This is a genomic window from Bradyrhizobium sp. BR14999, assembly GCF_056106085.1.
This window is the reverse complement of sequence record NZ_CM148536.1, coordinates 5,432,725-5,456,071: the sequence shown is the minus strand read 5'-3', so window position 1 is coordinate 5,456,071 and position 23,347 is coordinate 5,432,725. Positions and strand designations below refer to the sequence as shown.

Here is a 23,347-nt window from a genome sequence, read left to right as displayed (position 1 = left end):
GCAACGACTCCACTCGGTAGACGGTAACCCAGCTCGCGGGCACGAGTCGGGCGTTAGAATGAACGGAATTTCAGGGATGCATGGGGTGAAGCTCTTCACCGGAGCTGCGGTTTCGGTCCTGCTGCTGTCGCTAGCCGGGCCGATGCCTGCCTTAGCGGATACGATCGAGTCCGCGCTGGTGCGCGCCTATCAGAACAATCCGCAACTCAACGCACAGCGCGCCCAGGTGCGCTCGACCGACGAGAATGTGCCTCAAGCCTTGTCTGGCTATCGCCCCAAGGTCTCGCTGACGGCGAACGGTGGCTATCAATATCAGGATTTGCAGAGTGGCGTGGGGAGTAACTCAATCCATGGAACCACCGTACCTCGCAGCGCTGGAATAACCGCTTCGCAGACGCTCTACAATGGCAACCAGACCGCCAACAGAACGCGGGCGGCGGAGAGTCAGGTGTCCGGTGCCCGCGAAGCGCTGCGCAGCCTCGATCAGAGCGTGTTGCTCCAGGGTGCAACGACCTACATGGACTATCTGCGCGACGCCGCGACGCTCGAAGTCCAGCGCAGCAACGTGCGCGTGCTCGAGCAGACGCTGAAGCAGACCCGTGATCGTTTCAACGTCGGCGAAGTGACGCGCACCGACGTTGCGCAATCGGAAGCGCAACTGGCTGCCGGCAAGACGCAGGCGCTCACCGCCGAAGCGAATCTCACCACGACCCGGGCGAACTTCCGCCGCATCATCGGCAACGAGCCGACGAACCTCGCTCCGGGCTCGCCGGTCGACCGGTTCCTGCCGTCAACGCTCGCTTCGGCCGTCGAGCTCAGCCTGGTCGAGCATCCCAACGTCACGGCCGCAATGTACGGCATCGACGTCAATTTCTTGCAGGTCAAAGTCGCCGAAGGTGCGTTGCTGCCGACGATTACGATCCAGGCATCGGCCACGCAGTCCAACGAACAGTCCTTGATTCAGTTGCGCTCGTTCAACGCATCCGCGATCGCGCAGGTCTCGGTGCCGATTTATCAGGGCGGTGGTGAATATTCGCTGATCCGCCAATCCAAGGAAAACTTGGCGCAGCAGCGTCTCAACCTCGAAACCACGCGCGACCAGACTCGCGCGACCGTCGTGCAGTGGTGGGGTTCGTTGCAGGCCGGCAAGGCGCAGGTGCAGTCCGCACAGGCGCAGGTCGCCGCGTCCGAGATCGCGCTGAACGGCGTGCGCGAGGAAGCCAAGGCCGGTCAGCGCACCACCCTCGACGTCCTCAACGCGCAACAGGCCCTGGTCAATGCGCGCGTTGCGCTGGTGACCGCGCAGCACGATCGCGTGGTTGCGTCCTATAACGTCCTCGCGGCCGTTGGCCGCCTGTCGCCGCAGGTGCTCGGTCTTGCGACCACTGTCTATGATCCCAGCGTCCACTACCATCAGGTCCGCGACAGCTGGGCCGGCGTGCGCACGCCCGACGGACGCTGATTTCCGTAAGTGTCCGGTCGGCCTCGCCAATAGCCGAGGCCGACCGGCGCTTTGCTTGCAATCATCAAAATCCCTGACATAGCCTTGCCAAGAAGATGCGGGTCGATTCGCCCGTATCGATGCCGTGTACGTAAAGCTTGAGTGCCGCGGGCAGGGGCGCACCGCCGCACGTTGAGCCGTGATCTGGGGACAAGTCGGGCTGCCGCGACGAAAATGTCGGGCCGTCGTTCCGGAACCGGCCAATCCTGTCGTGCTTGGTGTAAAACAACGCATGCGAGGGCGTTGATGATGTGGAGTCGGAGATGACGCAGCCTGCAAAGGTCACAGAACCCTCGATGGAGGAGATTCTGGCCTCGATCCGGCGCATCATTGCCGACGATGAGGCCAAGCCGCCGCCGACAGAGGCCGCCAAACCCGAGAAGGCTGCGGCGCCCGCCGCGCCGCCAAAGCCGCAGGCGATGAACGACATTCCGCCATCCAAGGTCGCTCCGCCCAAACCCGCCGCCGAAAAGCCCGCACCGCCGCCGGCCGCAAAGCCGGCGCCGCCGCCGCCCGCACCTGCGGCGGACGCATCCAACAGCCAGGACGACATCGACGCGCTGCTGGCCGGGCTCGACGCGGCCACGCCTGCGCCGGAGGTCCGCGCTCCCGAGCCCGAGCCGGAGCCCGACGTGCTCGAATTGACCGACGAGATGGCGATGGACCCGACACCGCCTCCGCCGCCACCCAGCTTCCACAAGGTCGAGCCGCGCGACGATCTCGAATTCGCCGAATCGCCGCCGCCGCGCACCGCGCCGCCGCCGTCTTACGCACCGGTGGACTTCGATGCACCGCCGCTGCCGCCGCAGCAGCCAATCCTCGCGCAATCCACGGTCTCCGCGGTCGAATCCGCCTTCAACTCGCTGGCCCACACGGTTCTGAGCAGCAATGCGCGGACGCTGGAGGATCTGGTCAAGGAGATGCTGCGTCCGATGCTGAAGTCCTGGCTCGATGACAACCTGCCGGGCCTGGTTGAACGCATTGTGAAGGCCGAAATCGAGCGGGTCTCGCGCGGCGGCCGCTGAGACGGGCCATGCGGCCCCGATAAAGCCCTGCTCCTGCGTCATATTCGGCATGCGGTCCGGGCCGAAAACGCTCGCCGTTGAGCTTCCCGTTGACTTGAACCGCGCGCGCGGCTTTCTAGCAGCCCCATGATCGAGAAAAATTACCAGCCCGCCGATATCGAAACCCGCATGTCCGTGGTGTGGGAGGACAGCCTCGCCTTCAAGGCCGGCCGCCCTGACCGCCGCGACGCGGTGCCGTTTACCATCGTGATCCCGCCGCCGAACGTGACGGGCTCGCTGCACATGGGCCACGCCCTCAACAATACGCTTCAGGACATCCTGTGCCGTTTCGAGCGCATGCGCGGCCGCGACGTGCTGTGGCAGCCCGGCACCGACCACGCCGGCATCGCGACGCAGATGGTGGTCGAGCGCCAGCTGATGGAGCGCCAGCAGCCCAGCCGCCGCGAGATGGGCCGCGAGAAATTTCTGGAGCGGGTTTGGCAGTGGAAGGCCGAGAGCGGCGACACCATCATCAACCAGCTCAAGCGCCTCGGCGCCTCCTGCGACTGGTCGCGTGAGCGCTTCACCATGGACGAGGGCTTGTCGAAGGCCGTCGTCAAGGTGTTCGTCGAGCTGCACCGCGACGGGCTGATCTACAAGGACAAGCGGCTGGTGAACTGGGACACCAAGCTGCTGACCGCGATCTCCGATCTCGAAGTGCAGCAGACCGAGGTCAAGGGCAGCCTCTGGTATCTGCGCTACCCGATCGAGGGCAAGATTTTCAGCCCCGAGGATCCCTCGAGCTTCATCGTCGTCGCCACCACGCGCCCCGAGACCATGCTCGGCGATACCGGCGTTGCCGTGCATCCCGATGACGAGCGCTATCAGAATCTGATCGGCAAAAATGTCATCCTGCCGCTGGTCGGCCGCAAGATCCAGATCGTCGCCGACGAGTATTCCGATCCGGACAAGGGCTCGGGCGCGGTGAAGGTGACGCCGGCGCACGACTTCAACGATTTCGAGGTCGGCAATCGCCACGGCCTGCGCAGGATCAGCGTTCTCGACAGGGAAGGTTGTCTCGATCTCCTCAACAACGAGGACTATCTGCGCGACCTGCCCGAAGGCGCCTCGCAGTTCGCCGAGGAGTTCCACAAGGTCGATCGCTTCGTCGCGCGCAAGCGTATCGTCGAGCGGCTTGAATCGTTCGGCTTCGTCGAGCGGATCGAGCCGCACACCCACATGGTCCCGCATGGCGATCGCTCGAACAGCGTGATCGAGCCGTATCTGACGGACCAGTGGTACGTCGACGCCAAGACGATGGCCAAGCCGGCGATCGCGGCGGTGCGGTCGGGCGAAACGTCCTTCGTGCCGAAAAATTGGGAAAAGACCTATTTCGAGTGGATGGAGAACATCCAGCCCTGGTGCATCTCGCGTCAGCTCTGGTGGGGCCACCAGATCCCGGCCTGGTACGGTCCGGATGGTAAGGTGTTCGTCGCCGAGTCCGAGGAGGAGGCGATCAGCCACGCGCTCGGCTATTACGTCGAGCAGGAAGTCATCACGCCGGAGCAGGGGCGCGAGATGGCGCTCGACCGCAACAAGCGCGAAGGCTTCATCACCCGCGACGAGGACGTGCTCGACACCTGGTTCTCTTCGGCGCTGTGGCCGTTCTCGACGCTCGGCTGGCCCGAAGATGCGCCCGAGGTGCAGCGTTACTATCCGACCAATGCGCTGGTGACCGGCTTCGACATCATCTTCTTCTGGGTCGCTCGCATGATGATGATGGGCCTTCACTTCATGAAGGAGGTGCCGTTCTCGACCATCTACATCCACGCCCTCGTCCGCGACGAGAAGGGCGCCAAGATGTCGAAGTCGAAGGGCAACGTCATCGATCCCCTGAATCTGATCGACGAATACGGTGCCGACGCGCTGCGCTTCACGCTGGCCGCGATGGCGGCGCAGGGGCGCGACATCAAGCTCGCCACCAGCCGCGTCGAGGGCTACCGCAATTTCGCGACAAAGCTCTGGAACGCCTGTCGCTTCGCGGAGATGAACCATTGCGCCGTGCCCGACGGTTTCGAACCGGCGAAGGCGAAGGAGACACTGAACCGCTGGATCGCGCATGAGAGCGCGCACACCACGCGCGAGGTGACCGAGGCGATCGAAGCCTATCGCTTCAATGACGCCGCAGGCAGCATCTACCGCTTCGTCTGGAACGTCTATTGCGACTGGTATGTCGAGCTCGCAAAGCCCGTGCTGCTCGGTCCGGACAGTCCCGCCAAGGACGAGACCCGCGCCATGGTCGCCTGGGCGCGCGACGAGATCCTCAAGCTGCTGCACCCCTTCATGCCCTTCATCACCGAAGAGCTGTGGGAGGTGACGGCGAAGCGCGACGGATTGCTCGCATTGGCGCCGTGGCCACTGAAGCCGGCGCAGCCGACGCCGGAGCAGCTTGCGATGCTTGCGGCGACGGCAGGGCCGACCGATCCGCTCGTCTCGCCGGCTTGGGTGCTGCCCATGTTCGACCATGCCGACTTCACCGATCCCGCGGCCGAGGCCGAGATCGGCTGGGTGATCGACCTCGTCACGCAAATCCGCTCGGTCCGCGCCGAGATGAACATCCCGCCGGCAACGTTGACGGCGCTGGTGCTTGCGGGCGCATCCGCCGAGACCAGGGAGCGCGCGCCGCGCTGGACTGATGTCATCAAGCGCATGGCGCGGCTGTCGGATATCTCCTTCGCCGACCGCGCACCTGACGGTGCGGTTCAACTGCTGGTGCGCGGCGAGGTGGCTGCGTTGCCGCTGAAGGGTGTGATCGACGTCGCCGCCGAGCGCACGCGCCTCGACAAGGAGATCGGCAAGGCCGACGCCGACATCAAGCGCGCCGAGTCCAAGCTGGCGAACGAGAAGTTCGTCGCCAACGCGGCCGAGGAGGTCGTCGAGGAGGAGCGCGAAAAGCGCGAGGCGGCACTGGCGCGCAAGGCCAAGCTGCTCGAGGCGCTGGAGCGGCTGAAGCAGGCATCGTAGCCCTATTTCGGAAATGGCTTGCTCAGAAACTTCGAGCCCTTGATGCCGTAGCGCCAGGGCAGCTCCACCGCCTTGGTGATACCGATCCGGATGCCGGCAGCGACCTCGACATCCTCCGTCCGCGCATGCAGTGCGATCGGTGGCCGGTCGAGGGGCACGGCGTTGTGCGCGATGGTGATGCCGAGCGCCTCGGTCAGTTTGCCCGGGCCCGAGCACAGCGCGTGCATGTCCTGAAGATGGCGGCGGCGCCGCATCGCAGCCAAGCCATGGGTCGGCTCCAGCGCGCGGATCAGCACGGCGCTGGCCGAGCCTTCCTCCTCGCAGACGAAGTTCACGCACCAGTGGATGCCGTAGGAACGGTAGACATAGGCATAGCCGGGCGGACCGAACATCACCTGGTTCCGCTGCGTCGGCCCGCGATAGGAATGCGCGGCCGGGTCGGTATGATGATAGGCCTCGACCTCGACGATGATCCCGCCGACGCCGTCGACCAGCATGGTGGCACCGATCAGGTCGGGCGCGACCTCGTGGACGCTGCGGCCGAAAAAGGTCCGCTTCAGCGGCTTGCCAAGCCGCAATGGAAAGGCATTCGATCTTGGAGCCATTCGAGGTGAGAATCGCCTGAGAACAGAGCAGGATATTGCCCATATCTGCCATGTTCTCTGAGGCGGGGCGAGCCAGGTTGCGATGCTTGGCCAGACCGACTAGGTAGGACCAGAACAGACCGGACACCCCATGGTCGTTATTGTCGATACCATCTCGAACCCGCTGCGCCCGCGCCACCCCGAAAAGGTGAACCGGCCCGATTCCGCTTCGCCGCCGAAGCCGGACTGGATCCGCGTGCGCGCGCCCAATACCCGCGGCTATGCCGACACCCGCAACATCGTACGGGCCAACGGCCTGCACACGGTGTGCGAGGAGGCGGGCTGCCCGAACATCGGCGAGTGCTGGGACAAGAAGCACGCGACCTTCATGATCATGGGTGACACCTGCACCCGTGCCTGCGCCTTCTGCAACGTCAAGACCGGCCTGCCCAACGCGCTCGATGCGTCCGAGCCGCAGCACGTCGCGGAAGCAACCGCCAAGCTGGGGCTGGCACACGTCGTCATTACTTCGGTCGACCGCGATGACCTCGCCGACGGCGGCGCCGAGCATTTTGCCCAGACCATCCGTGCGATCCGGGCCGCGTGTCCTTCGACCACGATCGAGATCCTGACACCCGACTTCCTGCGCAAGGAGGGGGCACTCGAGGTCGTCGTCGCGGCGAAGCCGGACGTGTTCAACCACAATCTCGAGACCGTGCCGTCGCGCTATCTCACGGTCCGGCCCGGCGCGCGCTATTTCCACTCGATCCGGCTGCTGCAGCGGGTCAGGGAGCTCGATCCCACCATCTTCACCAAGTCCGGCATCATGGTCGGTCTCGGCGAGGAGCGCCACGAGGTGCTCCAGGTGATGGACGATCTGCGCTCGGCCGAGGTCGATTTCCTCACCATCGGCCAGTATCTCCAACCCACCCGCAAGCATCACGCCGTGATACGCTTCGTGCCGCCCGACGAGTTCGCCTCCTACGAGAAGGTCGCCTATACCAAGGGCTTTCTGATGGTATCGGCGAGCCCGCTGACCCGCTCGTCGCATCACGCCGGCGAGGATTTTGCGAGACTGAAGGCCGCGCGGGCAGCTAACGCTCGCTGAACCGCTATGCCCAAATTTTCGAGCAAGCACCGTGTCAATCACAGCGCATCCGAGATGTTTCATCTGGTCGCCGACGTCGAGCGCTACCCGGAATTCGTGCCGCTGTGCAGCGCGCTGAAGGTGCGTCAGCGCATGGCGAAGCCTGACGGCACCGAGGTGCTGGTCGCGGACATGACGGTGTCGTTCAAGCTGGTCAAGGAATCCTTCACCAGCCGGGTGACGCTCGACCGCGCCAATTTGAAGATTCTCGTCGAATATCTGCAAGGTCCGTTCAGCAATCTCGAAAACCGTTGGACGTTCGAGCCCAAAGGCGAGCGCGTCTGCGACGTCGGGTTCTTCCTCGCCTACGAATTCAAGAGCCGCATGCTGGCGATGCTGATGGGCTCGATGTTTGACGCAGCATTCGCGCGCTTCTCCACTGCGTTCGAAAAGCGGGCCGACGCGATCTACGGCCGGCCGAAGCTGGCATCGTCCTAGTCTTCCCGGCGGGCACCGCTCTCTCCGCCGTCATTGCGAGGAGCTCGCGACAAAATTGCGTAGCAATTTTGCGCTGATGCGACGAAGCAATCCAGGAATCCCTCCGCGGAAAGATTCTGGATTGCTTCGCTCCGCTCGCAATGACAGTGGAGAGGCAGACGTGCCAAACCCTCAATCCACCGCCTTCACCACATCCGGCGGCTGCGAGGCGTAGTACGCCGCGGCCTGCTCGATCTCCTGCGGCGTCATTGCGCGCGCGATGTTGCGCATCTGCTGGCTGATGTCGTTGCGCCGTTCGCCGGAGGCGAAGGCCTGGAGCTGCGCCTTCATATAGGCCTCCGACTGGCCTTCAAGCCAAGGGCTGCCGGTCTTGTTGTCGAGGCTGCCATGGCAGGAGCCGCAGGGCGCGATGCCGCGCATCGGCGCGCCGTAGATGACGATGTTGGGTTTTGGAAGCTGTGGCGTCGGGTGGTAGGCCGGCAGCCGCGGCAGGTAAGCGTAGTAGATCGAGAGATCGGCGATCTCCTGGTCGGTCAGGTTGACGGCAAACGGCGACATCACGGCATTGCTGCGTGCGCCGGAGCGGAAATCGTGCAGCTCCTTGTAGATCACGGCCGCATACTGGCCGGCGAGGTTGGGCGAGTCCGCGCGGCTGATGCCGGTTGGGCCGTGGCAGATGGCGCAGCGCTGCGCCAGCGTCGCACCGCGGCCGATCGCTTCCTGGCTCGAGCGTGACAGCGTGGACGAGGTCAGCACGACCTCCGACAGGCGCTTGCTGAGCTCGGGCGCCGTCACGCTCAGCGCGCGCTGCGGCACGCCGGCGGCGCTGCAGATGGCATCCCAGACATTGGCGAACTGAACCCAGGGCTGCGCGAAGGGCAGCACGATGAAGCCGGCAAGCGCCGTCACGACCAGGATCGCGGCGGTGATGCCGACTCCAAGCGTGAAATGCCTGTTACGGAAGGTGAAGAGGTCGCGCGTGCTCATCACTGCGCTCCCACATAGACGGCCGGCACCGATGTGCCCTCGGTCAGTGCCAGCGTCAGGATTGGATAGCCATAATTGGTGAGAGTGAGGCCGATCATCAGCGCCACCCATAGTGCATAGGTGTTGAGTGCGACCGGCACGGTCGCCGGCTGGTGCACGGCCAGCGCAAACCGGTAGGGACCGGCGTCGGCCTGAGGCGTACGCATGCCGCGCGCCAGGATGACGATGAACATGATTCCCGAGGCCAGCAGGATGAATCCGCCGATCACCGAGAACGTGACCGAAAGCGCCTGCGGCGCGATCGCGGGATCGACGAAGTCGAAATAGGCCATACGGCGCGGCATGCCCAGGATGCCGACCCAGTGCCAGGGGAAGGTGGTGACGATCATGCCGATGAACCACAGCCAGAGCTGGGTGCGGATCAGGCGGAGATCGGTCAGCTCACGGCCGGTCAGATGCGGCCACAGATCACAGGCGATCGCAAAATACATGATCACGATGGCGCCGCCGAAGATCAGGTGGAAATGGCCGGTGATCCACTGCGTGTTGTGGATGGACGTATCGAGCTGATAGCTCATGTTGATGAGCCCGCCGGCGCCGCCGAAGCCAAGCATCACGAAGGAGAAGGCAAGCGCCAGCATCATCGGATTGTCCCAGGGCAGAGCCCTGATCCAGCCGAACATGCCGCGCCCGCCGCGCAGGCGTGCGGCGATCTCGACCGACGCGCAGATCGTGAACACGGTCAGCAGCGTCGGCAGTGCCACCATCGCGGTGAACGCCGAATGGATGAACTTGAAGCCGGCACCGACCTGCGGATCGGCAAAGGTGTGGTGCATGCCGATCGGCATCGCGACCACGAGGAACAGGATGAAGGAGATCCGCGCCATGGTGTCGGAATAGACGCGGCCGCCGATCGCGCGCGGTACGATGGTGTAATACGCGATGTAGGTCGGCATCAGCCAGAAATAGACGATGGCGTGCAGCGTCCAGGAGAAGAACACGCGGGCAAGCCCCGCGTCGATCGTGGCCTTCAGTCCCGCCGCGACGGGAATGATCTGGAGCAGCAGCTCGAGCGCGGCGCCGACAGCGGTCCAGGCCCACAAGTAGGAGCCTGCGACATTGGCGAACATGGCGAGCGGCACCGGCGCGCCGGGATGGGCCTTTCGCCAGACGCGCAGATTGATCGACATCAGCGCGACCCAGATCCATGAGCCGACCACGACCAGCACGACGCCGAGATAGTAGAAGAGGTTGCCGATCAGCGGCGGATAGAAGGTGTAGAGCACCGAGGCGCGTCCTAGCGCGACCGGTATCACCGCCATGATGCTGCCGGCGACGATCAGCCAGAATCCGGCCCAGGCCCAGCGCAGGCCGACCAGGCGCTGCTCCAGCGCGGACTCGCTGATCGCATAGCCGAACGCCATCGCGACCAGGGTCGGGAAGACGTAGCCCATCACCGTGCCGTGCGCGGTCAGCGAGCGGTAATAGAGCTCGGGATTGGACAGCCAGGTGCCGATCGGGCTGCGGATGAACATCTGCCAGGCGCCGAGCGTGAGGGCTATGCCGAACACTGCGAAGGCCAGCCAGAAATGGGCGAGGATGAGCTTCCTATTGACCAACACAGCTCAGCCTCCCGCCGCCCTTCGCACGATCGGCGAATTCGGTCTTGTCGATCACCTTGACCTTGCCCCACATGCCCTCGTGGCCGAAGCTGCAAAACTCCTGGCAGGGCATCGGATAGTCGCCGGTCTTCGTGAAGCGCATGAACTGCTCGGAAATGTAGCCGGGCACCAGCATGGTGTTGACGTTGGTGCCCTGGATCAGGATGCCGTGGACGACGTCGGCACTGGTGGCACGCAGCGTGATCGGCGTGTCGGCCGGCACCACGATGCAGGCGGGCGTGAAGGAATATTGCTGGCCGATCGCGCGCACGGTCACATTGCCATTGGCCTCCAGCACGCTGCCGAGATTGCTTTCGACGAACTCGCCCGACAAATGCAGCCGCGACGGATCGGTGATCTCGACGCGCGGCTGCGGCATGGTCGCACGATGGATGCCGGCGAAGGCCGCCAGCAGGGCCATGGCCACGATGATGATCACGGCAACGGTGGCCCACCGCCGCTCGACGCGAGCCGCGACCTCGGCGCTTGAATGGGCTTCCTCCGCGCTCATTGCAGTGATCCGCGCGGCAGGAACACGAACAGGTAGAAGGCAAGCCACATCGCGACCACGCAGGCTGTCGCGATGCCAGCGAGCACGATCGCCCCGGACGGCCCTTGCGCAACGACCTCCTCGACGGCCTGATCGGCGGCGGCTGGGCTGGTCGGCGGATCGGAATTGATCATGGCGGCCTCAGTTCAGGGGTGCGGAGCGCAGCTCGTTGGCCTCGCGCGCCGAGACCGGCGTGCCGCGATTGCCCCAGGCGGTACGGATGTAGGAGACGACGGCGGCGACCTCGTTGTCGGAGAGGAGGCCTGCGAAGGGCGGCATGCCGTAGGGCATCGGATTGCCTTTGGTGCCCGGCGGATAGCCGCCATTGAGCACCATGCGGATCGGATTGACCGCCGATTGCATCTCGATCGACTGGTTATTGGCGAGCGGCGGCCAGTGCGGCGGCTTGCCTTCGCCCTGCATGCCATGACAGCTCGCGCAACTCTTGTCGTAGACGGTCTTGCCGAGGCTGATCAGCAGGCTGCTCTCGGTGGTCGGCAGCGCCGAGCTTGGCGGCGGGGCAGGCGAGGGCTCTGCGATGCCCTTGAGGTACACCGCCATCGCCTTGGTGTCCTCGTCGCTGAGATATTGCAGGCTGTTGTGCACGACCTCGGCCATCGGGCCGTAGACGACGCCGCGCATGGAGACGCCGGTCTGGAGCAGGTCGGTGATGTCCTTGATGCTCCAGTCGCCGAGCCCGGCTTCGCGGTTCGACGTCAGCGAGGGCGCGTACCAGTTCTGCATCGGGATCAGGCCGCCCTTGAAGGCATCCGATTGCGAGGTGCCGCCGAGCACGTTGATCGGCGAATGGCACATGCCGCAATGGCCGAGGCCCTCGACCAGATAGGCGCCGCGATTCCATTCCGCCGATTTTTTCGGATCCGGCTTGAACTCGCCCTCGCTGAAGAACAGCGTGCGCCAGCCGAGGATGAGCTGACGGTTGTCGTAAGGAAAGCGCAGCTCGTGCGGCTTGTTCTTCTGGTTCACCGGCGCGATCGAGCGCAAGTACGCGAAGATCGCATCGCTGTCGGCGCGCGTGACCTTGGTGTAGGACGCGAACGGCATCGCCGGATAGATCAGCCCGCCATCCGGAAAGCGGCCGCTGTGCATGGTCTTGTAGAAATCGTCCGCGCTCCACTTGCCAATGCCCGTATCGGAATCCGGCGTGATGTTGGAGGTGTAGAGCGTGCCGAACGGGGTCGGCATGGCCCGGCCGCCGGCGAACAGGCGGCCCTCCGGCGCGGTATGGCAGGCGGTGCAGTCGCCGGCGCGGGCGAGATATTCGCCGCGTGCGATGATGTCGCCGGTCTTGTCCTTGTCTTGCGCCTGCGCGGCCGTGGTCAGCGCGGCGAAAGCAAGGAGCACAATCGACAATTTGGAGCCCATCATCCGCCTCGTCAGTTGGGCTGGCTGCCGCAGCCGAACGGCAGCGCGTAGGTGCCTTTCGGCACGGGGGCCGGATCCGCCGGTGCCGCCCGCGTGGCAAGCCAGGCGGCAACGGCAGTGACGTCGGCCTCGGTCAGATGGCCGGCGACGAGCTGCATGCAGTCGGGCGACTTCGCCGTGCGGGTGCCGTAGCGCCAGGCGCCGAGCTGAGCGCTGATGTAGTTGGCGCGCAGGCCAAGCAGGCCGGGGATGCCGGGCTGCATTCCCGTGAGCCCCGGACCATGGCAGCTCACGCAGGCCGGAATGTTGCGACCTGCATCGCCGCTGGTGGCCAGCAGTTCGCCGTGCGTCAGCACTTCTTTGCTGACCTCGCTCGGTGCGGGCGGCGGCAACGGCGGATGCTCGCTGGCAAAATACTCCGCCATCGCCTGCAGATAAGGATCGGGCAGAAATTCCAGCAGATAGTTCATCGGCGGGTATTTGCGCCGGCCGTTACGGAAGGCGAGCAGCTGGTTATAGAGATAGCCGGCCGGCTTGCCGGCAAGACGCGGGAAATAGACGTCGCTGGTGCCTTCGCCCTTGTTGCCGTGACAGGGCGTGCACGCTTCGACCCGCGCCGCCATCGTGTCGGGCGGTTGATTGGCCGTTTGTGCGGCCGCACCGTCAATGGCGGCCAAGGTGGCAATGGCCAGAGCAGTGGTGCGAGCGAACACTCTCGTCACCCTCCAAAAACAGGACCGGTTGATTCCGGATCACAAAGTAGGGGAGCATTATTGCGCCAATATGGTCCCGCGCAAGATCGGTCACGCGTGATGACGTTTGGTCGCGGTCTCTGCATGAGCGATCCCGATCGAATTCGACAAAACTTGCGTGCTTTTTGAAAACTAAACATACCACGGCGCTCTCGCGACAGTTCCTGCCCGAGTCTTGCTTCGTCGTCTCGCCCTCCGATGTCAGAGGGCGCAGGGAAGACCGGGTGCCGACTGGGCACCCGCGGTCCACTGTGCGAGAGCGTGTGCTTACAAGAAGCTGCACAGCGGCATACAGGTGGAGCCGGAAACAACCCGGCCTTCCCTGCGCAGTGGTTTGACGGCTTATGCCGAGCTCTCCCCGGGGAGCGATGCACTATTGCCCCCGTCGCCTTGCGGATGGCTGATGCGCGCGCCCGGTCGGACGAAACGCATCACCGCAAGACTTGACGCACAGGCCCCGGGCGTCAGGACGACACGGTTTTGCCGTACGCTGGTCGCACCTGTCGTCTGCGCGAAGGCCTCGCTCACGGTCTCCCGCCCTGCGATTGCCTCATCGCGCCGGTGCTGCCAGCGTCCACCACGGCCCATCCCGCGTTTCGTGACGATCGCGATACGCCCCTTTGACTGGGATGAGGTGGCGGGAGAATGCGACAAATCAGAAATTCTGTAAAGGCGAATATTTTGGCGTGAGCCGATTGACCGAGCCGTGGGGTGTTTTGCACGACGGGCAACACCAAGGCTTGTAGCCCGGATGGAGCGGAAGCGTAATCCGGGATTCGCACCGACCGACACAGCGGCCCCGGATTGCGCTTCGCTCCATCCGGGCTACACGACCGTGTTCCCCCGAAATCCGCCGGGATCATTTCGCGCCGTCGCGGGTTCTCAACGGATTGTTCGGGTTGGAGCCGCCATGACCATCAATGTTGACACGCTGAAAGCATCGCTCGTCCTGTACGGCTTGAACGCGATTTACGCGATGCTTCTGCTCGCGCTCGGCTGGTATCTGTCCGGCGCACTGCAGCGTTTCGTCACGCGCGTATTGAGCGTCACGCACCGCGTCGATCCGCTGGTGACCTTGTTCGTTGCCAGCGTGGCTCGCTATGCCGTGCTCGCGGTGGTCGGCATCGCAGTGCTTCAGCTCTTCGGCATCCAGACCGCGAGCCTCGTTGCCGTGCTGGGCGCGACTTCACTCGCCATCGGCCTTGCGCTTCAAGGCACGCTTTCCAATCTCGCCGCCGGCGTCATGCTGCTGCTGTTCCGTCCCTTCCATATCGGCGATGACGTCGAGGTCGCCGGCAAGGCGGGGAAGGTGAAGTCGTTGTCGCTGTTCATGACCGAGCTGGTCGCGCCCGACAACACGCAGATCCTCTTGCCGAACGGGCAGGTGTGGGGCGCGGCCATCATCAACCACAGCGCCTATCCCGGTACGGGCGAGATCAAGGTGGCGTTTCCGGTCAGGGCAGGGGCGGCCAATGCGTTGGCCGACCAGATCCTGAAGGAGCTGCGCGACGATCCCCGCATCGACGACAGGACCGCGCCTTCGGTCAATGTATCAAAGGTGATTACTGCCGACCCCGCAGCGCCCGTCGTGGAATTGACGGTGAGTGCGAAAGTGAAGCCGTCCGATGCCGATGCCGTCAAGCAGCGGGTGCTCGATCATGCGAGTGCGCTGCTGGCGGCGGCGTGAGAGCGCCTTTAGCCCCGCGGCGAGCGCGGCGGCCTGCGCTTCACCGCATGCCGGCGCGGCGAGCGGGTGACGCGGGGACGAAGGCGGCTTGCGGCTGCGGGACGCGGCTTGGCCTGGGCTTGTGGGCCGCGGGCGAGGTCCATCAACATGCGCAGTGCCTCGACCACGGAGCGGGCACGCACGGCACTGCGGCCGATCGCGCCGAAGCGGTGCTCGCGATGAATGATGCGACCGTCGCGCGCGGCCGCCGCGAAGTGCACGAGGCCGACCGGCTTGCCCGGCGTGGCGCCGCCGGGGCCGGCAATGCCGGTGATGGCGACCGCGAGATCGACATCGGCGCGCTCGAGGGCGCCGATAGCCATCGCGGTTGCGGTCTCCTTGCTGACCGCGCCGAAATTAGTGAGCGTGCTCGCCTCGACCCCGAGCATTGCGCGCTTGGCGTCGTTGGAATAGGTGACGAAGCCGCGGTCGATGACATCAGAGGAGCCGGGGATATCGGTCAGCGCGCCGGCAACGAGGCCGCCGGTGCAGGACTCGGCCGTCGCGATCGTCAGCTTGCGCATCCGGCACAGATCGAGCAGCGAGCGGGAGAGGGCGCGTGCGTCGCTGCCGCCCATGATCTTACACGCTCCAGGGAAGACGAATGGTGGCGCTCGCGGTGGCCGCGATGCCTTCCTCACGGCCGGTGAAACCGAGCCGCTCGCTGGTGGTCGCCTTCACCGCGACGCGCGAAATGTCGACGCCGGAGATCTCGGCGATGCGGGCGCGCATGGTGTCGCGCAACGGGCCGATCTTCGGCCGCTCGCAAATCAGCGTCACCTCGAGATTGGCGACGCGGCCGCCGCGCGCCGTGACGCGCTCGATGGCATATTTCAGGAACTGGTCGGAGGAAGCGCCCTTCCACTTCGCATCGCTCGGCGGAAAGTGCGAGCCGATATCGCCGTCGGCGAGCGCGCCGAGGATGGCGTCGACCAGCGCATGCAGGCCGACATCGCCATCGGAATGGGCGAGGAAGCCCTTGGTGTGAGGCACGCGAACGCCGCAGATCATGACGTGGTCGCCTTCGCCGAAGGCGTGCACGTCATAGCCCGTGCCGGTCCTGATGTCGCCGAGCTGGGCGGCCAGGCGTGCTTCCTCGCGCACGAAATCCTCGGGAGTGGTGAGCTTCATATTGGCAACATCGCCTTCAAAGGTTGCAACCGTCAATCCTGCCCATTCGGCAATGGCGGCATCGTCGGTGAAATCCGAGCGTCCGTCCTTCGCCGCGCGACGATGCGCCTCGAGGATGACGTCGAAACGAAAGGATTGCGGCGTCTGCGCGATTCGCAGACGCGCGCGGTCCGGCGTGTCCTCGATATGACCGCTCTCGCCGGTGAGCTTGATGGTGTCGGTGACGGGGACGACCGGGATCGCAGCGCCAGTGCGGCTCGCCGCCTCGATCGCACGGGAGATCACGCCTGCCGAGACGAAGGGGCGGGCGGCATCGTGGATCAGGACGATATCGGGCTTGTGCTTTGCGAGCGCTTCTAGACCTGCGAGGACCGAGGCCTGACGGGTGGCGCCGCCATTGGTCGGCGGCTCGTGCTTCAGCCCTGCGACCGCGGCCGTGAACATAGCGCTGTCGTCGGGATTCACCACCGGTTGCACCGCAGACACCTCCGGGTGACGGCTGAAGGCTTCCATGGCGCGATAGATCACGGGCACACCGCCGATCTCGCGATATTGCTTCGGCCCGCCGGCGCCGGCGCGCAAGCCCCGACCGGCTGCGACGAGGACGACCGCAGTGCGTTGTGATTTCGCCATAGGACTCAAATACTCAGTTGGTGATGAAGAGTCGGGGAGTGGGGTGATTTGACGGCATGCCTCTAGCACGGCAGGCCCGCAAAAAAAGGGGGTTTCCCCGCTTTGTGGGAAACAGCATTTTGCTGCACTGCACTTGAAAGATCTGCAGAACTGTCTAAACTGTAGGCATGACGCTTGACTGCACAAGAATTGTGCGCAAGATAGATCATGGCAGGCGCGATGAGGCCCTGTCCAGTCAACGAGACCCCCGTGACCGGCTCGGCAGTATCCGGCTCTAAGCCGTTGAAAATAGGCGATATTGATGTCGCCACCCCGGTCTTCCTGGCGCCGATGTCGGGGGTGACTGACTCGCCCGTTCGGCGGCTGGCCGCCGAGCTGGGGGCAGGTCTCGTCGTGTCGGAAATGACCGCCAGCGATGAGCTCGCCAACGGCCACCGGATGTCGCGGTTGCGCTGCGAAGCCACGGGAATCGGCCCACACGTGGTCCAGCTCGCTGGCTGCGAGGCGCATTGGATGGCCGAAGGGGCCCGGATCGCCGAAGCCGAAGGCGCCGACATCATCGACATCAACATGGGCTGCCCGGCCCGCCACGTCACCGGCGGCCAGTCCGGCTCGGCCCTGATGCGCGACCTCAATCACGCCGTCAGCCTGATCGATGCGACGATTGCGGCGGTGAAGGTGCCGGTGACGCTGAAGATGCGGCTCGGCTGGGACGACCGCAGCCACAACGCGCCGGAACTGGCGCGGCGCGCGGAAGCATCAGGCGTCAAGCTCGTCACCGTGCATGGCCGCACCCGCTGCCAGTTCTACAAGGGCGAGGCCGATTGGGATGCGATCCGCACCGTGCGCAAGGCCATCTCCATTCCGCTCGTCGTCAATGGCGACATCACCACGTATGACAAGGCGCTCGCGGCACTGGACGCCTCCGGCGCCGATGCCGTGATGATCGGCCGCGGCGCGCAGGGCCAGCCCTGGCTGCCCGGCCAGATCGGCCGCCGCCTGAGGGGCGGGGCAGAGGAAGCAACGCCGGCGCTCGAGACGCAGCTGCATTATGTCCGCACGCTCTATGAGGGTGTCTGCGCGCTGTACGGCTTGCGCATTGGCCTCAGGCACGCGCGCAAGCATCTCGCCTGGGCGCTCGATATCGCGGCAGATGCGAGCGGCGCTTCAGTCGAGAAGCTGAAGGGGTGGCGTCAGAAGATCCTCACCTCCGAGGATCCGCGCCTGGTCCACCGATCGCTGCGAGACGCCTTCGACGACTTCGCATGGAGCGCTGCTGCATGAACTCAGCCGCCGAACAGCGCCGGCCGTCCGACAGCGACGCGATCCTGGATGCGCTTCCCAATCCCGTGCTGATGATCGGGCCGGACGGCAAGATCGTCGCCGCCAACATCGCGACCGAAGCCTTCTTCGAAATCTCGACGCAGTTCCTGAAGCGGCAGTCGCTGAAGGAACTGGTGCCGTTTGGCAGCCCTTTGCTGGCACTGATCGACCAGGTGCGCTTGTCGAACTCGCCGGTCAACGAATACAAGGTCGATCTCGGCACGCCGCGCATGGGCGGCGACCGCCAGGTCGATCTGCATGTCGCCCCGCTCACTGAGCGGCCGGGCCACATCGTGGTGATGCTCCAGGAGCGCACCATCGCCGACAAGATGGATCGCCAGCTCACCCATCGCAGCGCCGCGCGGTCGGTGATCGCGCTGGCCGCGATGCTGGCGCACGAGATCAAGAACCCGCTGTCCGGCATTCGTGGCGCGGCGCAGCTTCTCGAGCAGCAGGCTTCCTCCGAGGACCGCATGCTGACGCGCCTGATCTGCGACGAGGCCGACCGCATCGTGACGCTGGTCGACCGCATGGAGGTGTTCGGCGACGAGCGCCCCGTGGTGCGCGGCCCGGTCAACATCCACTCGGTGCTCGATCACGTGAAGCGGCTGGCGCAGTCCGGCTTTGCCCGCAACATCCGCTTCATCGAGGATTACGATCCCTCGTTGCCGCCGGTGCTGGCGAACCAGGACCAGCTGATCCAGGTGTTCCTCAATCTCGTGAAGAACGCCGCCGAAGCCCTGATCGACGTGCCCGACGCCGAGATCCAGCTCACCACCGCGTTCCGCCCCGGCGTGCGCCTGTCAGTCCCCGGTCAAAAATCCCGGGTATCCCTGCCGCTTGAATTCTGCGTCAGAGACAACGGACCAGGCGTGCCGGATGACCTTCTGCCCAACCTGTTCGATCCCTTCGTGACCACCAAGCAGACCGGCTCGGGTCTGGGCCTCGCGCTGGTCGCAAAGATCGTCGGCGATCACGGGGGCATCATCGAATGCGAATCTCAGCCGCGCAAGACCACCTTCCGCGTGCTGATGCCGATGTATTCCACATCGGTGAAACATGCCGATCAAAGCAGTCGCGCCGACTCTGCCGGGAAGCCGTCGCCTGCATCACAGGGGGCAAAATGAGGATTAGCGATGCCCGCAGGTAGCATTCTCGTAGCTGATGACGATACCGCCATCCGCACCGTTCTCAATCAGGCACTGTCCCGCGCCGGCTACGAAGTGCGGCTGACCGGCAATGCCGCAACGCTGTGGCGTTGGGTCAGCCAGGGGGAGGGCGATCTCGTCATCACCGACGTGGTGATGCCCGACGAGAACGCTTTCGACCTGCTGCCGCGGATCAAGAAGATGCGGCCGAATCTGCCCGTCATCGTCATGAGCGCGCAGAACACGTTCATGACGGCAATCCGTGCCTCCGAGCGCGGCGCCTATGAATATCTGCCAAAGCCCTTCGACCTGAAAGAGCTGATCGCCATCGTCGGCCGCGCACTCGCCGAGCCGAAGGAGCGGGTCTCGACGCCGGACGAGGACGCCGAGATGGAGGCGATCCCGCTAGTCGGCCGCTCGCCGGCGATGCAGGAAATCTATCGCGTGCTGGCGCGTCTGATGCAGACCGACCTCACCGTGATGATCACGGGCGAATCCGGCACCGGCAAGGAGCTGGTGGCGCGCGCGCTGCACGATTACGGCAAGCGCCGCAACGGCCCGTTCGTCGCCGTCAACATGGCCGCGATCCCGCGCGACCTCATCGAATCCGAGCTGTTCGGCCATGAGCGCGGCGCCTTCACCGGCGCCAACACCCGCGCCTCCGGCCGGTTCGAGCAGGCCGAGGGCGGTACGCTGTTCCTCGACGAGATCGGCGACATGCCGATGGAGGCGCAGACCCGTCTCTTACGCGTGCTGCAGCAGGGCGAATACACCACCGTCGGCGGCCGCACCCCGATCAAGACCGACGTGCGCATCGTCGCGGCCTCCAACAAGGATCTGCGCGTCCTGATCCAGCAGGGCCTGTTCCGCGAAGACCTGTTCTTCCGCCTCAACGTCGTGCCGCTGCGGCTGCCGCCGCTGCGCGAGCGCATCGAGGACCTGCCTGATCTGGTGCGGCACTTCTTCACGCTGGCCGAGAAAGATGGCTTGCCGCCGAAGAAGCTGGACGCGCTGGCGCTGGAACGGATGAAGCAACACCGCTGGCCCGGCAACGTGCGCGAGCTCGAAAATCTCGCCCGGCGCCTCGCCGCGCTCTATCCGCAGGACGTGATCACGTCCTCGGTCATCGACGGCGAGCTCGCGCCGCCCTCGGTCAGTCCGGGCGCCGCGGTCCAGCAGGGCGTCGACAATCTCGGCGGCGCGGTGGAGGCTTATCTGTCCTCGCACTTCCAGGGCTTCCCGAACGGCATGCCGCCGCCGGGCCTGTATCACCGCATCCTCAAGGAGATCGAGGTGCCGCTGCTCACGGCTGCACTCGCAGCCACCCGCGGCAACCAGATCCGCGCCGCGGACCTGCTCGGCCTCAACCGCAACACGCTGCGCAAGAAGATCCGGGACCTGGATATCCAGGTGTATCGGAGCGGGGGCTAGGCTTTCAGAACGGACGGTGGCTCAGCTCCCCCACCCAAGGCGGAGCTGAGCCTGTCCGGATCGCGTTGGCCGTTGCGGCTGACGCGGTGGGCAGAAGTCCGGATCGGACCGAAATGTTCCGCTCGCACTTTCAAATTGGTCATTCGGCGGCAACGCGCGGCATCACATCTATCTGACAAGCCGGCCGGATGCCGGCGTCACGCTGGCGACATTGACCGGCGGCGGCTGGAGGCCCAGGCCGTTGACCAGGAGGTCGGCGGCCACGATCAGCAGAAGAACGGCCGAGACCATCGTCGCGAGAAAAAATCTATCCATCCCCGTCAAGCCGGGATGGCGGGAATCCGTTCCCGTCCACCCGCCATGTCTTGTGGATGGGCGCGGCGGTCGCGGCCGAGACGCCGCGGAATTGTCGCAATTTGGCAACAATGTGGTACGAATACATCAGTATCCGCGCGCCCGCGGACCCGTTTTCAGCACCCATTGCCGGAATGATCAGCGCAGATACCTCGGCCGCATCCTTTGACACGGCCCCAGCCGAAGAGCCCAAGCGCTGGTCGCTGCGGCGCTGGCTGGCACCCTTTGCCGTGGCCCTGGCGCTGCTGTCTGCCTTCCTCACGTTCCTGGTTCTGACCGGCCTCACCAAGATCGAGCCGACGCCGGAGGTGGTCCGCTCGTTCTATCTGATCAATGCCGCGACGATCCTGCTCCTGGTCGGGATCATCATCCGGGAACTCTGGCAGCTGATCCTGGCCCGGCGGCGGGGCAGAGCGGCCGCGCGCCTCCATGTCCAGATCGTCAGCCTGTTCTCGATCGTGGCGGTGCTGCCGGCGGTGCTGGTCGCCGTCGTCGCCAACGTCACCATCGAGCGCGGCCTCGACCGGCTGTTCTCGGGCCCGACCAAGGAGGTGATCCAGAATTCGCTGACGATCGCGCGGGCCTACATGCAGGACCATGCGCAGCTGATCCGCGGCGACATTCTCGGCATGGCCAACGACATCGCGCACGCCCGGCCGCTCTACGACCAGGACCGCCGCTCGTTCCGGGAGATGCTGACCGCCAGCGCCGGCTCCCGCAATCTGCCGGGCGCGATGATCATCGACAAGAACACCAACATCCTGGAATCCGCCGACACCGGCATGCGGCTGGCCTATTCGCCGCCCGCGCCGGACTTCCTCAGCAACGTCAACGAGAACGAACCCGAAATCGCGGTGCTACCGGATGCGAGCTTCGTTGCCGCGGTGATCCGCCTGCGTGCCTTCAACGACACCTTCCTCTACGTCGCCCGGCCACTCGATCCGAACGTCGTCAACCAGCTCAAGCAGACCGAGGTCAGCGTCGCCGAATACGCCCAGATCGAGTCGCGCCGGCTCGGCATCCAGGTCGCCTTTGCGCTGATGTTCGCGGTGATCGCACTGACCATCCTGATGGCTTCGGTGCTGATTGGCCTCAACTTCGCCAACTCGCTGGTCTCGCCGATCCGGCGGCTGATGAATGCGGCCCACACGGTCTCGACCGGCGACCTCCATGTTCAGGTGGCCGTGCACCAGTCGGAAGGCGACCTTGCCCAGCTTGGTGAGACCTTCAACAAGATGACGCAGGAATTGCGCAGCCAGCGCGACGAGCTCGTCAACGCCAGCGACCTCATCGACAGCCGCCGCCGCTTCATCGAGGCCGTGCTGTCGTCGGCGAGCGCCGGCATCATCGGCGTCGACGCGTCCGGCAGCGTCGGCATCCTCAACCGCTCCGCCGAGAAGCTGATCGGGCACTCCGAAGCGGAGACGCTCGGCCACCCGCTTTCCGACGTGCTGCCTGAGCTCGACGAGATGATGAAGGCGGCGCGGGAAGGGACCCAGCGCCTGGTGCAGGGCCAGATCACGATCACCCGCGACGGCACCGAGCGCAATCTCTCGGTCCGCGTCAGCGCCGAGAAGACCAGCCAACCGCGCGACAGCTACATCATCACGCTCGACGACATCACCGAACTGGTGTCGGCGCAGCGCACCTCGGCCTGGGGCGACGTGGCGCGCCGCATCGCCCACGAGATCAAGAATCCGCTGACGCCGATCCAGCTCTCGGCCGAGCGCATCCGCCGCAAGTTCGGCAAGACCATCACCGAGGACAAGGACAAGCAGATCTTCGACCAATGCACCGACACCATCGTGCGCCAGGTCGACGACATCAGGCGCATGGTCGATGAGTTCTCCCGTTTCGCGCGGATGCCGAAACCGGTGATGGAGGGCGAGGACGTCGCCGACACCGTGCGGCAGGCGGTGTTCCTGATGAAAGTCGCCCATCCCGAGATCGACATCGAGGCCGAGTTCAAAGAGGATCCGCTGCGCGCCCAGTTCGACCGGCGACTGATCTCCCAGGCCGTCACCAACATCGTCAAGAACGCCACCGAGGCGATCGAGCAGGTCCCGCCGGAGGAGCTCAGCCAGGAAAACGGAAAAGGCCGCATCGACGTCGTGGTATCGCGCGAAGGTGAGGACGTGCTGATCGACGTGGTCGACAACGGCATCGGCCTGCCCAAGGTCGCGCGCTCGCGGCTGCTCGAGCCCTACGTCACGACGCGCGCCAAGGGCACCGGCTTGGGGCTGGCGATCGTCGGCCGCGTGCTGGAAGACCATGGCGGACGCATCGAGCTGAAGGACGCCTCCGACTTCCGCGAAGGCCAGCGCGGCGCCTGGATGCGGATGCGCTTTGCGATCTCCGGGCAACCCGCGAAGTCCGAGGGAGCCGAGCCGGCGCCCCCGGAAGCAACCAAGCCGGACAACAAGGAAACGGTTGCGGATTCCGTCAAGGAATCCAGGCCGGACTCGGAAACAAAAGAGCCGGCCGCCGAAACCAAAGAGCCGACTGAAAAGACCAATGATTCAACGAAAATCGAAGCCTCAACAGGTAGCTGACAAGGCAGGCGCGAC

General features: G+C 65.1%; 20 protein-coding genes. 10 read left to right on the top strand and 10 right to left on the bottom strand.

Annotated elements, in window-relative coordinates; translation table 11 throughout:
* The first annotated feature begins 76 nt into the window (after nucleotides 1-76).
* The 3 genes from ACR9YP_RS25450 to ACR9YP_RS25440 all read left to right on the top strand — a co-directional run bounded on the left by ACR9YP_RS25450 (nucleotide 77) and on the right by ACR9YP_RS25440 (nucleotide 5,529).
* Nucleotides 77-1,462 (top strand): TolC family outer membrane protein, encoded by a 1,386-nt coding sequence (locus ACR9YP_RS25450; RefSeq protein ID WP_438108425.1) that lies wholly within the window; start codon nucleotides 77-79, stop codon nucleotides 1,460-1,462.
* A gap of 302 nt (nucleotides 1,463-1,764) precedes the next feature.
* Nucleotides 1,765-2,526, top strand: coding sequence for a PopZ family protein (locus ACR9YP_RS25445; RefSeq protein ID WP_438108423.1), 762 nt, complete (start codon nucleotides 1,765-1,767; stop codon nucleotides 2,524-2,526).
* A gap of 126 nt (nucleotides 2,527-2,652) precedes the next feature.
* On the top strand, nucleotides 2,653-5,529 hold the full coding sequence (locus ACR9YP_RS25440; protein WP_438108421.1) for a valine--tRNA ligase: 2,877 nt from the start codon (nucleotides 2,653-2,655) through the stop codon (nucleotides 5,527-5,529).
* Nucleotides 5,530-5,531: 2 nt separating this feature from the next.
* On the opposite strand, the gene ACR9YP_RS25435 is transcribed toward ACR9YP_RS25440, so the two are convergent.
* A complete protein-coding gene (locus ACR9YP_RS25435; RefSeq protein WP_128933922.1) occupies nucleotides 5,532-6,134 on the bottom strand; it encodes a DNA-3-methyladenine glycosylase in 603 nt (200 codons plus the stop codon).
* 130 nt (nucleotides 6,135-6,264) lie between these two features.
* Here ACR9YP_RS25435 and lipA point away from each other — a divergent pair, with 130 nt between their 5' ends.
* Together lipA and ACR9YP_RS25425 are read left to right on the top strand one after the other, a co-directional pair.
* Nucleotides 6,265-7,221 (top strand): lipoyl synthase, encoded by a 957-nt coding sequence (gene lipA, locus ACR9YP_RS25430; protein WP_438108420.1) that lies wholly within the window; start codon nucleotides 6,265-6,267, stop codon nucleotides 7,219-7,221.
* Between the two features lie 6 nt (nucleotides 7,222-7,227).
* Complete coding sequence (locus ACR9YP_RS25425; protein WP_128941665.1) at nucleotides 7,228-7,698, top strand: type II toxin-antitoxin system RatA family toxin; 471 nt, start codon at nucleotides 7,228-7,230, stop codon at nucleotides 7,696-7,698.
* 171 nt (nucleotides 7,699-7,869) lie between these two features.
* On the opposite strand, the gene ACR9YP_RS25420 is transcribed toward ACR9YP_RS25425, so the two are convergent.
* From ACR9YP_RS25420 to ACR9YP_RS25395, 6 genes are read right to left on the bottom strand one after another with little or no spacing between them, the layout of a single operon-like run.
* Complete coding sequence (locus ACR9YP_RS25420) at nucleotides 7,870-8,685, bottom strand: c-type cytochrome (RefSeq protein ID WP_438108418.1); 816 nt, start codon at nucleotides 8,683-8,685, stop codon at nucleotides 7,870-7,872.
* Complete coding sequence (locus ACR9YP_RS25415; protein ID WP_474217428.1) at nucleotides 8,685-10,307, bottom strand: b(o/a)3-type cytochrome-c oxidase subunit 1; 1,623 nt, start codon at nucleotides 10,305-10,307, stop codon at nucleotides 8,685-8,687. Before ACR9YP_RS25415 ends, ACR9YP_RS25420 begins: the two co-directional genes overlap by 1 nt.
* Nucleotides 10,294-10,857, bottom strand: coding sequence for a cupredoxin domain-containing protein (locus tag ACR9YP_RS25410; RefSeq protein ID WP_438108414.1), 564 nt, complete (start codon nucleotides 10,855-10,857; stop codon nucleotides 10,294-10,296). Before ACR9YP_RS25410 ends, ACR9YP_RS25415 begins: the two co-directional genes overlap by 14 nt.
* Nucleotides 10,854-11,030, bottom strand: coding sequence for a hypothetical protein (locus ACR9YP_RS25405; RefSeq protein WP_027542758.1), 177 nt, complete (start codon nucleotides 11,028-11,030; stop codon nucleotides 10,854-10,856). The genes ACR9YP_RS25410 and ACR9YP_RS25405 overlap by 4 nt, the downstream gene beginning before the upstream one ends.
* Nucleotides 11,031-11,037: 7 nt before the next feature.
* Nucleotides 11,038-12,282 carry a cytochrome c gene (locus ACR9YP_RS25400; RefSeq protein WP_474221115.1) on the bottom strand — a complete coding sequence of 415 codons (1,245 nt, stop codon included), beginning with the start codon at nucleotides 12,280-12,282 and terminating at the stop codon, nucleotides 11,038-11,040.
* 11 nt (nucleotides 12,283-12,293) lie between these two features.
* Nucleotides 12,294-12,905, bottom strand: a complete 612-nt coding sequence (locus ACR9YP_RS25395; protein ID WP_474221114.1) for a c-type cytochrome — start codon at nucleotides 12,903-12,905, stop codon at nucleotides 12,294-12,296.
* 1,039 nt (nucleotides 12,906-13,944) lie between these two features.
* On the opposite strand from ACR9YP_RS25395, the gene ACR9YP_RS25390 reads away from it, so the two are divergent.
* A complete protein-coding gene (locus ACR9YP_RS25390; RefSeq protein WP_438108412.1) occupies nucleotides 13,945-14,721 on the top strand; it encodes a mechanosensitive ion channel family protein in 777 nt (258 codons plus the stop codon).
* An 8-nt stretch (nucleotides 14,722-14,729) separates the two neighbouring features.
* Here the strand turns inward: ACR9YP_RS25390 and ACR9YP_RS25385 are convergent, their stop codons facing one another.
* Both ACR9YP_RS25385 and ACR9YP_RS25380 read right to left on the bottom strand, forming a co-directional pair.
* On the bottom strand, nucleotides 14,730-15,338 hold the full coding sequence (locus tag ACR9YP_RS25385) for a CinA family protein (RefSeq protein ID WP_128933917.1): 609 nt from the start codon (nucleotides 15,336-15,338) through the stop codon (nucleotides 14,730-14,732).
* A gap of 4 nt (nucleotides 15,339-15,342) precedes the next feature.
* Nucleotides 15,343-16,524 (bottom strand): bifunctional 2-C-methyl-D-erythritol 4-phosphate cytidylyltransferase/2-C-methyl-D-erythritol 2,4-cyclodiphosphate synthase, encoded by a 1,182-nt coding sequence (locus ACR9YP_RS25380; RefSeq protein WP_438108410.1) that lies wholly within the window; start codon nucleotides 16,522-16,524, stop codon nucleotides 15,343-15,345.
* A gap of 282 nt (nucleotides 16,525-16,806) precedes the next feature.
* Here ACR9YP_RS25380 and dusB point away from each other — a divergent pair, with 282 nt between their 5' ends.
* From dusB to ntrC, 3 genes are read left to right on the top strand one after another with little or no spacing between them, the layout of a single operon-like run.
* A complete protein-coding gene (gene dusB / locus ACR9YP_RS25375; RefSeq protein ID WP_438110774.1) occupies nucleotides 16,807-17,808 on the top strand; it encodes a tRNA dihydrouridine synthase DusB in 1,002 nt (333 codons plus the stop codon).
* On the top strand, nucleotides 17,805-18,974 hold the full coding sequence (locus ACR9YP_RS25370; protein ID WP_474217427.1) for a two-component system sensor histidine kinase NtrB: 1,170 nt from the start codon (nucleotides 17,805-17,807) through the stop codon (nucleotides 18,972-18,974). Before dusB ends, ACR9YP_RS25370 begins: the two co-directional genes overlap by 4 nt.
* A 9-nt stretch (nucleotides 18,975-18,983) precedes the next feature.
* A complete protein-coding gene (gene ntrC, locus ACR9YP_RS25365) occupies nucleotides 18,984-20,426 on the top strand; it encodes a nitrogen regulation protein NR(I) (protein WP_091895433.1) in 1,443 nt (480 codons plus the stop codon).
* Nucleotides 20,427-20,594: 168 nt separating this feature from the next.
* Here ntrC and ACR9YP_RS25360 read toward each other — a convergent pair whose 3' ends face one another.
* Nucleotides 20,595-20,741, bottom strand: a complete 147-nt coding sequence (locus ACR9YP_RS25360; RefSeq protein ID WP_438108408.1) for a hypothetical protein — start codon at nucleotides 20,739-20,741, stop codon at nucleotides 20,595-20,597.
* A 173-nt stretch (nucleotides 20,742-20,914) separates the two neighbouring features.
* Between ACR9YP_RS25360 and ACR9YP_RS25355 the strand changes: the two genes are divergently transcribed.
* Nucleotides 20,915-23,332: a sensor histidine kinase gene (locus ACR9YP_RS25355; protein ID WP_474217426.1), complete on the top strand. Its 2,418-nt coding sequence runs from the start codon at nucleotides 20,915-20,917 to the stop codon at nucleotides 23,330-23,332.
* Nucleotides 23,333-23,347: the final 15 nt, after the last annotated feature.

Excerpts from the sequence above, each read along its gene's own strand:
- ACR9YP_RS25450 (WP_438108425.1), top strand. The coding sequence starts at position 77 with ATGCATGGGGTGAAGCTCTTCACCGGAGCTGCGGTTTCGGTCCTGCTG.
- ACR9YP_RS25445 (WP_438108423.1), top strand. The coding sequence starts at position 1,765 with ATGACGCAGCCTGCAAAGGTCACAGAACCCTCGATGGAGGAGATTCTG.
- ACR9YP_RS25440 (WP_438108421.1), top strand. The coding sequence starts at position 2,653 with ATGATCGAGAAAAATTACCAGCCCGCCGATATCGAAACCCGCATGTCC.
- ACR9YP_RS25435 (WP_128933922.1), bottom strand. The coding sequence starts at position 6,134 with ATGGCTCCAAGATCGAATGCCTTTCCATTGCGGCTTGGCAAGCCGCTG.
- lipA (WP_438108420.1), top strand. The coding sequence starts at position 6,265 with ATGGTCGTTATTGTCGATACCATCTCGAACCCGCTGCGCCCGCGCCAC.
- ACR9YP_RS25425 (WP_128941665.1), top strand. The coding sequence starts at position 7,228 with ATGCCCAAATTTTCGAGCAAGCACCGTGTCAATCACAGCGCATCCGAG.
- ACR9YP_RS25420 (WP_438108418.1), bottom strand. The coding sequence starts at position 8,685 with ATGAGCACGCGCGACCTCTTCACCTTCCGTAACAGGCATTTCACGCTT.
- ACR9YP_RS25410 (WP_438108414.1), bottom strand. The coding sequence starts at position 10,857 with ATGAGCGCGGAGGAAGCCCATTCAAGCGCCGAGGTCGCGGCTCGCGTC.
- ACR9YP_RS25405 (WP_027542758.1), bottom strand. The coding sequence starts at position 11,030 with ATGATCAATTCCGATCCGCCGACCAGCCCAGCCGCCGCCGATCAGGCC.
- ACR9YP_RS25400 (WP_474221115.1), bottom strand. The coding sequence starts at position 12,282 with ATGGGCTCCAAATTGTCGATTGTGCTCCTTGCTTTCGCCGCGCTGACC.
- ACR9YP_RS25395 (WP_474221114.1), bottom strand. The coding sequence starts at position 12,905 with ATGGCGGCGCGGGTCGAAGCGTGCACGCCCTGTCACGGCAACAAGGGC.
- ACR9YP_RS25390 (WP_438108412.1), top strand. The coding sequence starts at position 13,945 with ATGACCATCAATGTTGACACGCTGAAAGCATCGCTCGTCCTGTACGGC.
- ACR9YP_RS25385 (WP_128933917.1), bottom strand. The coding sequence starts at position 15,338 with ATGGGCGGCAGCGACGCACGCGCCCTCTCCCGCTCGCTGCTCGATCTG.
- ACR9YP_RS25380 (WP_438108410.1), bottom strand. The coding sequence starts at position 16,524 with ATGGCGAAATCACAACGCACTGCGGTCGTCCTCGTCGCAGCCGGTCGG.
- ACR9YP_RS25370 (WP_474217427.1), top strand. The coding sequence starts at position 17,805 with ATGAACTCAGCCGCCGAACAGCGCCGGCCGTCCGACAGCGACGCGATC.
- ntrC (WP_091895433.1), top strand. The coding sequence starts at position 18,984 with ATGCCCGCAGGTAGCATTCTCGTAGCTGATGACGATACCGCCATCCGC.
- ACR9YP_RS25360 (WP_438108408.1), bottom strand. The coding sequence starts at position 20,741 with ATGGATAGATTTTTTCTCGCGACGATGGTCTCGGCCGTTCTTCTGCTG.
- ACR9YP_RS25355 (WP_474217426.1), top strand. The coding sequence starts at position 20,915 with ATGATCAGCGCAGATACCTCGGCCGCATCCTTTGACACGGCCCCAGCC.